Below are 12,201 nucleotides of genomic sequence, written 5' to 3'. Positions count from 1 at the left end.
AAAATCAAAAGAAGATAAAATCTATGAAGTTTCAATATTCTTTCGTTGCTATGTCACTAGCCCTAGCTGGCTGTGGCGGTGGTTCTGGTGGTGACACGTCGGCACCGACCTATGATGTAGCTGGCACCATCGTTTCTGCAGGTACACTTCTTGATACGCCAGTGTGCATCGATTTAAACCAAAACTACGTTTGTGATACGACCGAGCCGAGTGCTAAAACGGATAATGCCGGTAAATTTAGCCTGACTTCAAGCGACAAAAACGTACTAACCAGCACCATTCTTGCTCAAGTTGATCAAGGTTCGAACCAAACGTTGCGTCTTGCGGCTCCGGGCCAAAACTTAGCAACGGGTAACACGGTCAATGGTGTAACAACGTTGCTCGCAGGTCTTGTGGTTGACGGTAAAACCGTTGCTCAAGCTGAAGAGATTGTGAAAGCACAACTCACCGATGCCGGTGTTTCTCTGTCTGGAACGGTAATGTCTAACGCAGAAGCCAGCGAGCTAGATAAGCTAGAGCAAAACACGGTTGCACTATTAGCTGCAATGCAGCCACAACAAATGACCCAAGGCGTAGCGCTGCTTGCTCAAAGCCTTAGCTTCCAGGGTAAATCATTGGCCTCTGATCTTCTGTCTGAAGTGGAAGTGAGTGCATTTGCTGAAGAAATTGTAGCGGTTGCTGAACAAACGGTTGGTAGTAACGATACGGGCGCCGTTCTTTATTTTGCTGAAGGAGCAGCAGACGTAGCAGAGGTTCAAGCGTCTTACCCTGGTCAAGATGCGGAATACGGCTTCGACAAAGAGGACAAGCAAACGTCGACAGGCGCTGGCTTTAAGTTCGTTAAGCTAGATTCACAAGGTGCAGCTTTAGCAGCAGATGCGACTAAGTGGGCTTGTACTATGGACGAACGTACTGGTCTTGTTTGGGAAAATAAGAGTGCGGATGCGAGCTCAGTTCAATTTAAAGATCGCCTATTTGCGTTTGAGTCTGAAACATTTAAGCCGTATTACGAAGATCTTGAAGTCGTTGGTTGTGTGGATGCTGCTGATGGCATCTGTTCAACAAGCCAATATGTTGAACATATAAACAAGCAATCACTATGTGGCATTAGTGACTGGCGCCTACCAACATACCAAGAGTTCTACGATGTTCTCGACTTAGGTGAGACAGAGAAAGACGCCGACGGCAATGTCTATGGTATGACGACAGCTTACTTCCCTCAACAGGGTAAAGGCAGCCCAGACGCTAATTCAGGTGCTATTTGGCTAAGTGATTTCACATTTAATAATTACTCTCCTGCTAACTACGAAGGTGCACTTCAATTTGCAGTGATTGCAGCGAAGGGCGCTGACCGTGGCCACGTAAGCTTTGTTGAAATTTATTCTGACAAAGTAGAGCGTGACACAGGCACGTCATTCCAATTCCCAATCCGTCTAGTAGCAGTAAAGGGCCAATAAGATGAAGAAATTAATAACTGTACTATCTCTTGCTTTGGCTTCTCAAACTGTAATGGCTGCACAAGAGTGTTCTACTGACTTTGCTAAAACGGCACCTAACACGCGTTATACATATTCTGAGAGCGGTACCGTAACTGACCTGAAAACAGGTCTAACATGGATGCGTTGCCCTGTTGGTTCAACGTGGAATACGGCAAACGAAGCTTGTGATGGCGCTGCGACTAAGATGTCATGGCAGTTAGCGCTATCAACCGCTGAGCAAATCCGCAATGAATCAGGTAATCATGCTTTATATGACTTCGCTGGCAAAAAGAATTGGCGCATACCAAACATTAAGGAGTTAGTCGCGTTGACAGAACGTGCTTGCCATAGCCCTGCGATGAACGGCACTGCATTCGCAAGTGGTTACACGCTAGAGGTGGGTGACTATGCTGGTTACATCTGGAGTAACACACCAAACGGTGATGGCTCAAACGTTATGGTGTTTGATTCATTTAATGGTGAGGTTTACAACTGGAACCCACTAGAGTCAACGAACATTTCCTCTGTTCTGCTGGTTACTGACGAGGAGTAATCACCCCGTTGGATTTTCACGAATCCAGATGTTAATAAGCTCCGCCAGTGCGGAGCTTTTTCTTTTCTAACCTTTGGAACTTATCGTGTTGAGCAGAGTATTTAAACTTGGAACTGCTTAAGCTGATGTTTTTGGTTTTCCGCTAAGCCAGACAGTTCTTGCGCTGCTGCGGCTGATTGCGTAATGCCAGTTACGTTCTGGCTCACTAGTTCATAGATGTTCGTTAAGTTGTTGTTGATATCAGCCGTGACCTGTTTCTGCTCTTCTGATGCGGTTGCAACTTGAGTGTTGATTGAGTTCAGATCGGCGATAGCATTACTGATATTAGCAAGTGATTGGCTAACTTCTTGTGTCAGAGCTTGGTTGTCTGACAACATGGCTAAGCTGGAATGCATACTTTCATTTGCGTGACCAGATTGTTGCTGTAGCTCTTCTATAATGGTTTGGATCTCTTTGGTGGACTCCTGAGTTCGCGCTGCCAGCATACGTACTTCATCGGCCACTACCGCAAAGCCTCGGCCACTTTCGCCCGCTCGTGCAGCTTCAATCGCTGCATTCAGTGCAAGTAGATTCGTTTGCTCAGAAATACCTTCAATCACTTCGATCACGCGACCAATGTGTTCTGATTGTTCTTTTAGCGAAGTCACGACGGCAGCGGCTTCGTTAAGTTGTTCCGCCATCTTTTCACTTGCGCGAGTACTTTCCCCAAACATGCTTATACTTTGTGAGGTTAACGTACGTGCTTGATTTGATGCACTATCGGCTTCTTGTGCATTGGTCGATACTTCAGCTGCGGTCGACTCTAGCTGATTGATCGCCGAGGCTACTTGCTCAACTTCTTGCTTTTCTTGATCCGAGTTGACGCTGCTTTGAGTCATAACAGTTGCTAACTCGGTTGATGCTGATGCCACATCTTCACTAATGCGAACCAATGCGCTTACAGTTTCACGCAGTTTTTCTATGGTCTGGTTTACATCTCGAGCCAGCTGAGACACTTCGTTTTTCCCGATGGCTTCGGCCTTAACTAGTAGGTTTCCCTTCGCGACTTCCTGCATCGTTACTTGAAGGTTACGAATCGGCGCAACGATGTAGCTGGCGAGTACCCAACTAATAAGTGAAGCGGCACTCAAGATCACCGCAAGCGAGACGGCGCTGTAAGTTAGCGTGGTTGAATGTTGTTCGCCATTCGTTTCGACTTCATCGGTGACGATTTGATTCAATTGTTTAGATAGTTTGTCGATGGCGTTGATCATCGCTTCGCCAGCTAATCGATACTCAGCCATTGCATATTCGTACTTTTGATTGAAATCAGAGGTGGTGTAATCAGAAGAGTGTTTAGTGGTGAGCAGAGGTGTCATGGTAACGCGAGTGAAATCAACATAGTGATTCATGGCCTTACGCATAGCATTGACTTCATTTTGAACGCCAGGGAGATGGTCGATGGAGTTAAGAAAATCGCGGTTTTTGTTTTGTCGCTCAGAAAGCTCTTGGTTGAGAGACTGAACATCTTCGGCTCTAAATAGACTATAAATGGCTTTGATGCGCATGGCGTAAGTGTTGTCTACGATGCCGCTAAGTTCCTCTTTGTGAATGATTAGCTTATGGGTGGAAGCCGAAACCTTATTGAATGCTTGATCGAGTTTACCGATTCCGACACTCAGTCCAATGATGAGTAATATAACTGTGAATAGAACAGGCAGAAAAACCTGAAGTTTAATAGAAAGCGTACTAAGAAATTGACGCATGAGATTGACCCTCTATCGGTTTGATTATTATCTTTTTTATAAATAAGCATTTCGATTTTAATTGTTATATTTGCCAAATCAATGAGTTACTCATATCTAATTGTTATGAAATGTACCAAAATCGATGGGGTTATCATCTTGAACATGAGGCAACGTTATAAAAACGTTACGTTCAAATTGAGAGAGGGATAAGTCGCGGAATTAATAGTTAGAAATGACAACGTGTCATAGAGGGTTCAACTAAGTGAAACACAACTGTCATATTCAAATTCTAAAGTGAGCACCGTTCAAGTGAAACACAACGGCAATAAAGCCACTTAAGGAAATTGTGATGAAAAAGACAGTAATCGGTGCAATCGCACTTCTAGGCGCAATGGCAGTGACTCCTGTTTCTGCTAAAGAAACTATCTCTGCAGTGGGTTCTAGCAGCGTAACTCCACTGATGGAAGTTTTCTCTGAAACGTACATGAAGAAGAACCCTAACGTATTTATCGAAGTTCAAGGTCCTGGTTCTTCAGCTGGTGTAAAAGCAGCGAAAAATGGTTCAGCAGACCTTGGTATGTCTTCTCGTAATCTAAAAGACTCTGAAAAAGAATCAACACTAATCGAAGAAGTGGTTGCTCGTGATGGTATCGCAGTGGTTGTTAACCCACAAAACAAACTGCCAGGTCTAACAGCCGAGCAAGTGACTGCAATCTACAAAGGCGAAGTATCAAACTGGAAAGAAGTTGGTGGTGCAGACAAGCCAATCGTAGCCATTACTCGTGACACAGCTTCTGGTACTCGTGGCGCATTTGAAGACATCATGTCTCTAAAAATGAAGATTTCTGGTAAGAAGGTATCAGCTATCTCTCAACGTGCTCAAGTTGCAAACGGTAACGGCGCACTGAAAACAATGGTTGCATCTAACCCATACGCAATCGGCTACATTTCTCTTGGTACTGTAGACAACACTGTTAATGCGCTAGCAATCGACGGCGTTGATGCAACGGTAGCTAACGTTAAAAACGGTTCTTACAAAGTAGCGCGTCCATTCCTTGTTCTTTACAAAGAAGGCAAGCCATCAACAGAAACGCAAAAATTCCTAGACTGGATGCTAACTGACGAAGCGCAAGCGCTAGTTGACCAAAAAGGTTACATCTCAGTTAACTAATCCCATCGGGACTCTAAAGTTTGCTCAGCCCAACGTTTCGGGCTGAGCCTTTTCTATCCATTGTGTTCAACGGCATTGCCCAGAACCGTGAGATTTTTAAATGACCATCGCAACAAATAGTGAAAAGCTTATGAATACTGACGCTAGAGCTATCAGCAAGTCAGGCCTACGCGAGAAGCGTCGTGTAGACTGGAAAGAGCGCATCTTCCACGGCTTGTTCCTAACGAGTGCCGTAATCGGCATTGTTTCATTGGCCGTTATTGCATACTTCATCGTTCGAGAGAGTATTCCGGCATTCCAAGAAGCAGGCGTATCGGGCATTGTCTTAGGACAAAACTGGTTACCACCTGCGCTTTACGGTGTCGCCACCATGATTGTGGCATCTATCGTATCGACGGCTGGTGCTGTCATTGTTGGGGTTCCAATTGGTGTTCTGACCGCCATTTTTATCGCTGAAATCGCACCAAAGCGATTAGCAGACATTATCCGTCCAGCGGTTGAGCTGCTAGCCGGTATTCCTTCAGTGGTCTACGGTTTCTTCGGTCTGGTTATTATCGTTCCATTGATTCAGAAGGTATTTGATGTACCTGCAGGTAATACTATCCTTGCCGGTATCATTGTTCTTGGTGTGATGATTCTACCAACGGTAATTACGGTTTCTGAAACGTCTATTCGCGCTGTCCCTCGTACTTATAAAGAAGGTTCTTTGGCACTGGGCGCATCGAAAATCTACACCATCTTTAAGTTGCTCGTTCCAGCGGCTCGCTCAGGCATCATGACAGGTGTGATACTGGGTATCGGTCGTGCGTTGGGTGAGACCATGGCGATTATCATGGTTATGGGTAACGCGCCGGCAATGCCAGAAGGCATCCTTGATTCGGCTCGTACACTAACTGCAAACATCGCTATTGAAATGTCTTACGCAAGTGGTGTTCACGCGAACGCACTTTACGCTACAGGTGTAGTACTTCTGGTCTTCATCATGTCGTTGAACGCTGTACTACTGTACCTAAACCGAGAAAAAGCGAAGTAATCGCTCGTTAAAGGTGACTATTATGGATCGCGCAAAACTAAAAAAAGCACGCCAGTTCAAAGATAATGTCTTTAACGCATTTGTCTGGATCTCGGCAGCACTAACGGTAGGTTTTTTGTTCTGGATTATCTGGTACATCCTATCAAACGGTCTACAACACGTAGATTGGAACTTCATTACTGATAACTATACGCGCACAGGTGAAGAGCACGGTATCTTCCCAATGATTGTGGCGACCATTTACATGGTTATCGCTTCTATCGCAGTGGCAGCGCCACTCGGTATCATGACGGCAATCTACTTGACCGAATACGCGAAAGTGGGCAGTCGTTTGGTGAAAATCATCCGATTCTGTACCGAGTCATTGGCGGGTATCCCGTCGATCATTTTCGGCCTGTTTGGTATGACTTTCTTCGTGGCGATTCTTGGCCTTGGCTTCTCGATTCTGTCGGGTGCATTGACGCTAAGTATCCTAATCCTGCCAGTGATCATCCGTACAACGGAAGAAGCGCTGATGGCAGTACCACAAACGTACCGTGAAGGCTCTTATGGCCTCGGTGCTTCTAAGATTTACACTATCTGGCGTTTGATTCTTCCGAGCGCAATGCCAGGTATCTTAACCTCGGTCATTCTAAGTATTGGTCGTGTCATTGGTGAGTCTGCTCCAGTATTCCTGACAGCAGGTATGGTTGCACGTATTCCGGATTCTTTATTGGATTCAGGTCGTACGCTAACCGTTCACCTATACAAACTGACTACCGAACTGTTTACCGTTGAAGAATGGAATCAGGCTTACGGTACGGCAACAGTGCTTATCGTGGTTGTTCTCTTGATCAACATGGTAACGAAACTGATTGCTAGACGTTTTAACACCGCAACTTACTAACAACACTAATTAAGAACGCACGTTAAAAGACACGAATTCAAGAATTAAGAGATTAAGACAATGAACAAATTTGATATTGAAAACCTAGACCTATTCTACGGTGACAACCAAGCACTGAAATCGATCAACTTACCAATTCCAGTTCGCCAAGTAACTGCACTTATCGGCCCGTCAGGTTGCGGAAAATCAACGCTTCTACGCTGTTTGAACCGAATGAATGATCTAATCGAAGGCGTGAAAATTACAGGTAAATTGGCGATGGACGGCGAAGATATTTACGGCAACATTGATGTTGCTGACCTTCGCATCAAAGTCGGCATGGTATTCCAAAAGCCAAACCCATTCCCGATGAGCATTTACGAGAACGTGGCTTACGGCTTACGTGCTCAAGGTATCAAAGACAAAAAGACAATTGATGAAGTGGTAGAGCGTTCGCTGCGCGGTGCTGCACTTTGGGATGAGGTGAAAGATCGCCTTAAATCACACGCATTCGGTCTTTCTGGTGGTCAGCAGCAACGTTTATGTATTGCACGTACAATCGCGATGGAGCCTGATGTGATTCTGATGGATGAACCAACGTCGGCACTTGACCCAATTGCGACACACAAAATCGAAGAGTTGATGGAAGAGCTAAAGAAGAACTACACCATCGTTATCGTGACTCACTCAATGCAACAGGCGCGTCGTATCTCTGACCGCACTGCGTTTTTCCTAATGGGTGAACTGGTTGAGCACAACGATACGCAAGTGATCTTTAGCAACCCTCAAGACGACCGTACTCAAGGCTACGTAAATGGTGATTTCGGTTAATCCACCGTATTTACAAGCATAACTAAATAACTATAAGCGATGGTAACTTTGCCCCTCTTAATGAGGGGCCTTTTTCTTTTTAAGTCGTAGGCTTATAACGCCTACCAACACAAAAAATCTTGTAAATAAGCACAACTTTCCTCCCCAGTTTATAAAGCATGTAACTTATGTGAAACATGGCTTTAAAAGTGCTGAAGAGCTCTCGAATGTAACACTAAGTCTGATAATTTTGCGAATGACTTAACAGCTCAAATTTGAACGTATTGATTGCATATCATGGCCTAAGTAGTTTTTTATCGAGGATAAAAAAGTAGATTAGGTTGGTAGGGTGAGTTTAAGAAGTTTTACAAGAAAAGTGTCTTCAACGAGGGACCATCGGTTGCTAGCGGAGGCAATCTTTGATCATTTAGAGAGTCTGTTCTCCCCTCAAGCCCTCGCTATTTTTGAAGATCCTTCAATTAACCCTCGTCATTCGATGAGCTTCTCTCGCGGAGAGCTTTACCCAACCCAAAACTATCCTGAGACATTCTGGGAGTGGGCAAGTCAGTTTGACACCTCTGAAAGCATCATACCTCTGGCGATCAACACATGTAACTGGAATCACACTCGAGATTTAGGTGGTGATAGTTACATCATGATGCTCGACAACACGCCTATAAAACGTACCTACCTACTGATTCAATCTGTTCATGCTCGCACGGCACATAATATCTATGAAGAAAGTTACGACGCAATGCAGCTTGCAGCGGCGCGTTGGCAATGTATTCGTGCCGAAAAAAATGCCTCGAAAGAGATCAGGCACAGAGATATTCGTGAAGCGCAATATGTTGATGAGATTAGCCAACGCGAGCGATTTATCGAAAATATGAAGTTAGTTCAGCAAGTTGCACTCGAAATCTCTAATCCTGATTCTTTAAAGGACTTGTACTACAAAGCCGTCGAAGCGTTACGTGAACGACTTGGGTTTGATCGCTCTACACTGATGCTTCTCGATATGAAAAAGCGCAGCTTCAGTGGTACATACGGCACGGATGAGTCAGGAATTACGATTGATGAATTTCACACACAATATGATTTACACCAACTTAGCGAGGAGTATATCACCGCGTTATCTAGCCTCGAGAGCAACTTAGTTATTGTAGAAGACGCGCCAATATACACAGCAGGCAAGGTCATCGGGCAGGGCTGGAATGCGATGTTGATTTTACGCGATGGCAATGAACCGTTTGGGTGGTTCGCGCTAGATAACTTTATTCATCGTAAGCCGATAACGGCATATCAAAAACAGATGTTGGACTCGTTTGGTTCACTCTTCTCTCAAATTTACATTCGTAAGCGCCAAGAACAAAACGTACGCATGCTGCATTCAAGCATGGTTGAGTTATCACGTTGCACTACTGTCAGTGGAGTATGCAAATCGGCCGTCACTTTCGCCATTAAAAATCTTGGTATTGATCGAATGGCGGTGTTTTTAACTGATGAAAATTGCTCTTACATGCAAGGAACGTGGGGTACCGATATTCAAGGTAACGTGGTGGATGAATCTTACTTCTTTGGCGAAACCCAAGATTTCTCTCTTATAAATCTGGCTCGCTCAATGCCAAACGAAGTCGCATTTGAAGAATCAGTGCCTATTTATCATGACTGTAATATTGTTGGCTTTGGTTGGGCTGCGATGACGGTATTGACTTCAAATAGCAGTGGTCCTATCGCCTTTATCGCTGTTGATAATTTGCTGACACGTGCGCCGTTAACTTCTCAGTTACGTGAAGTGATTCGTATGTTCGCGTCCAGCTTAGCTGAAGTATTGCAACGTACTCAAGCTCAAGAGGCGATTCGCGAATTAAACGAAAACTTAGAGCTGGAGGTTCAGAACCGAACAAAAGAGTTGGAGGAAGCCAATCGACAGCTTGAGGTACTTTCTAAGCTCGATCCTTTGACGCGTCTTGGTAATCGCCGCATGTTAGAACATGTGATGCAAAAATATTGTGCCCTAGAGTGTGAAGACGACATGTCGTTTGGCCTGATCCTGATTGATATTGACCATTTTGGCTTATTCAATAATCACTATGGTCATCTCGAAGGCGATATCGCATTGATGCGAATTGGCTATATCTTGGATCATCATACCAAAGGTGAAGATGAAGTTTTTTGCCGTATCGGTGGTGAGGAGTTTGCATTGCTCATGATTGGTTCTGAGCAAGAGGAGGTTCGACTGAGAGCAGAGTGCATTCGTCAGTGCATCGAGGGCGAGGGGATAAAGCATCGACATAACCCAGAAGGGGAGTTACTTACCGTTTCAGTCGGTTACTCCTGTTATAAAGCGAAAGGCAAAGACTTTAATTTCGACCATTTATATCAGTTGTCGGATAAGGCACTCTATCAAGCGAAGAATCATGGGCGAAATTGTGTAAGGCGATACGAATACGAGCCCCAAGTATTGTTGAGTAAGTGATGTTCATAAGAGCAACTTGATAGGGAAGGGGGTGGCGGTTGGTGCTCTAGATAAAACCGCTAAAGCAAATTTGGCCGGATAAGAGAATGGGCAGCTCATGAGAGCTGCCATTGTTATCTAGTTATTTATAGCTTTTCGAGCTGGTGGTCGGTTTTCGTTACGTTTGCTTTGCCAAGGTTTTGAATTTTGGCTAGCAGCGAATCAGGGCTCCAAGGTTGTTGGTTAGCACTAAAATGCGCTCGATTCATGGCATTAAGCTCTTGCTTAATTGCTTGTACGTCACCAGGGTTTAACCTGTCTTGATGAGTGGTTAAATACTCATTTACAGAGCGTTCAATTTTCGCAGCATCGCCTTCTTCGATGACTTTTTTTAGCGCGTTGATGTAAAGTGGTTGTTCAGCATTTGAAACCGTTCCACTTGCTGTTATTGGGCGCTTTTTCCATGCCCAAATTGCGATTCCCAATGTCATTATCCAAAGCCCTGAGAAAACAAAGGTTAACGTTCGCCAGAGACTGCTCACACCGCCGCTTGATTCAGGACTAGGGGCTGACACTAAAGGTGCTGAAAGAGGCGATTCCGGCAACGTGATTAGCCCAGTGTCATTTTTCTCTACGTCTAATGTTAGCTCTGGTAACGTTGTTTTCTTCGCTTCATCATTTTGACTGTCCCACCAGTTCAAGTCGTATCCTGGTAAGGTATATCTCCCGGCCTCTGTAGGAATAATGACTTGCTTCACCGTCATGGTAACGGTGCCATCTCTTCCGCTATCGAACTTAGGTTGTTCGGGATACACGCGCAGTGAACTCGGGTAACTAATATTGACTCGTGGCAGATATTCGGCTTGTGTACCGCGAGCCTTAACTTGAATGGTTCGAGTGAGTGAAGAACCTTGCTTTACTGTGTTGATCGCGTTAGTCGACAGTAGATTACCTTGATCGTCTTGCCAGCTCTGTGTCATTTCTAACGCTGAAGCAGGAAGCCATTCACCTTTAAATTCGCTCGGAATCGGTTTGACCGTGATTGGCATGCGTTCCGCTTTGGTGTTGATAGGCATTATTTTGGTTGAGCCCGTCAAGCTGTCGCCATAAATATAAGAACCGGTCAGTTTAGGACCTATCAAGGTATAAGTGCCTGGTTGATTGGCCGTTAAGCGAAACGACTGCTCTATGACCGCTACTTCTAACCCATTTAAGATCTTCTGTCTTTGCTGTAAGCCACCCAGTGCCTCAAGCTTCATGCCTTCAATCTGCGGAGGTACTATTTGCGGGTTATCTAGGCGTCGAGTGTCCGCTTTAATTAGAAGCTGTATACGTAATGTTGCAGATTGCTGAGGGTAGAGCGTACTGTTGTCGACCGTAATATTGAAGCTAAATAGATCATCAAGATTGGGGTCTGTTTGGCTCGCGTTGACACGCAGTTTGATCGGCTCCGTTCTCATACCATCAGCGGAAAAACTTGGAATAGTCAGAACACCTTCTTTCATTGGTGCAATTGAGATACTCCACTCGGTACGCACTGATTTTCTTCCGTTAATGTTATTGCTAGAGCGGCCATAACGAGGTTGACCTAAGAAGAAGTCTTTCTCTAGAACATTGAAGTCGATTGAGTCTGAGCTGAGCTCAGTATCTGAAATGATTCTGAGGTTAATCACTTCATTCTTGGCTACTTGTGTTTTATTCACACTAGCTTGAAGTGTCTGTGCCATCACCGAGAAACTGGATATTAGGCTGGCCACAAAAATAAAGACCAGTTTTACGCCTTTGTTCATCACAGGCTTACCACTCCTTTTGAGATTGTTGTGGAGGTTGTTTTTGTTGCGCTTGAAGTTGCATTTGCGCACGGATCAAAAAGCTTGGGTCGCGAGCACTTTCTACTGCTTCTAGTCGACGGAACTCAGGATCATCCTGATGCATTTTTTCGGGATGCGCTTTAGCCTGTATTGGTTCACCTTGATCCTTCACTTGCTTGTCATCTCGTTGCGGTTGATGTTGTTCCGTTTTTTGTTTTTCTTTTTTATTTTCAGAATCTTGCTGATTTTGTGACTGTTGTCCTTGCGCTTCTTTCCCTTCGTTTTGAGACTTTTGTTG

General features: G+C 44.7%; 9 protein-coding genes and 1 pseudogene. 7 read left to right on the top strand and 3 right to left on the bottom strand.

Features of this window, described 5'->3' with window-relative positions:
• Window positions 1–23 precede the first annotated feature (23 nt).
• Together R7Q48_RS04515 and R7Q48_RS04510 are read left to right on the top strand one after the other, a co-directional pair.
• Entirely contained in the window at window positions 24–1,457 is a 1,434-nt protein-coding gene (locus R7Q48_RS04515; protein WP_170889982.1) for a DUF1566 domain-containing protein, read from the top strand.
• A 1-nt stretch (window position 1,458) separates the two neighbouring features.
• Entirely contained in the window at window positions 1,459–2,031 is a 573-nt protein-coding gene (locus R7Q48_RS04510; protein ID WP_017820503.1) for a DUF1566 domain-containing protein, read from the top strand.
• Window positions 2,032–2,132: 101 nt separating this feature from the next.
• Here R7Q48_RS04510 and R7Q48_RS04505 read toward each other — a convergent pair whose 3' ends face one another.
• Window positions 2,133–3,776, bottom strand: a complete 1,644-nt coding sequence (locus R7Q48_RS04505; protein ID WP_203345589.1) for a methyl-accepting chemotaxis protein — start codon at window positions 3,774–3,776, stop codon at window positions 2,133–2,135.
• 331 nt (window positions 3,777–4,107) lie between these two features.
• Between R7Q48_RS04505 and R7Q48_RS04500 the strand changes: the two genes are divergently transcribed.
• From R7Q48_RS04500 to R7Q48_RS04480, 5 genes are all read left to right on the top strand, one after another.
• Window positions 4,108–4,929: a phosphate ABC transporter substrate-binding protein gene (locus R7Q48_RS04500; RefSeq protein ID WP_005375153.1), complete on the top strand. Its 822-nt coding sequence runs from the start codon at window positions 4,108–4,110 to the stop codon at window positions 4,927–4,929.
• 100 nt (window positions 4,930–5,029) lie between these two features.
• Window positions 5,030–5,962 carry a phosphate ABC transporter permease subunit PstC gene (gene pstC / locus R7Q48_RS04495; RefSeq protein ID WP_005375154.1) on the top strand — a complete coding sequence of 311 codons (933 nt, stop codon included), beginning with the start codon at window positions 5,030–5,032 and terminating at the stop codon, window positions 5,960–5,962.
• 22 nt (window positions 5,963–5,984) lie between these two features.
• The gene (gene pstA / locus R7Q48_RS04490) at window positions 5,985–6,848 is read left to right on the top strand and encodes a phosphate ABC transporter permease PstA (protein ID WP_005383923.1); all 864 of its coding nucleotides are present in this window, start codon (window positions 5,985–5,987) and stop codon (window positions 6,846–6,848) included.
• 60 nt (window positions 6,849–6,908) lie between these two features.
• A complete protein-coding gene (gene pstB, locus R7Q48_RS04485) occupies window positions 6,909–7,658 on the top strand; it encodes a phosphate ABC transporter ATP-binding protein PstB (RefSeq protein ID WP_005375156.1) in 750 nt (249 codons plus the stop codon).
• Window positions 7,659–7,986: 328 nt separating this feature from the next.
• Window positions 7,987–10,113: a GGDEF domain-containing protein gene (locus R7Q48_RS04480; protein ID WP_054574929.1), complete on the top strand. Its 2,127-nt coding sequence runs from the start codon at window positions 7,987–7,989 to the stop codon at window positions 10,111–10,113.
• Between the two features lie 125 nt (window positions 10,114–10,238).
• On the opposite strand, the gene R7Q48_RS04475 is transcribed toward R7Q48_RS04480, so the two are convergent.
• Both R7Q48_RS04475 and R7Q48_RS04470 read right to left on the bottom strand, forming a co-directional pair.
• Window positions 10,239–11,885, bottom strand: coding sequence for a BatD family protein (locus tag R7Q48_RS04475; protein WP_256903357.1), 1,647 nt, complete (start codon window positions 11,883–11,885; stop codon window positions 10,239–10,241).
• A 4-nt stretch (window positions 11,886–11,889) separates the two neighbouring features.
• A pseudogene (locus R7Q48_RS04470) lies at window positions 11,890–12,201 on the bottom strand (hypothetical protein); the annotation flags it as partial.

It is taken from the genome of Vibrio sp. 378 (assembly GCF_033339435.1).
The sequence above is the reverse complement of the archived record's forward strand: the minus strand, read 5'-3'. Positions and strand labels throughout refer to the sequence as shown.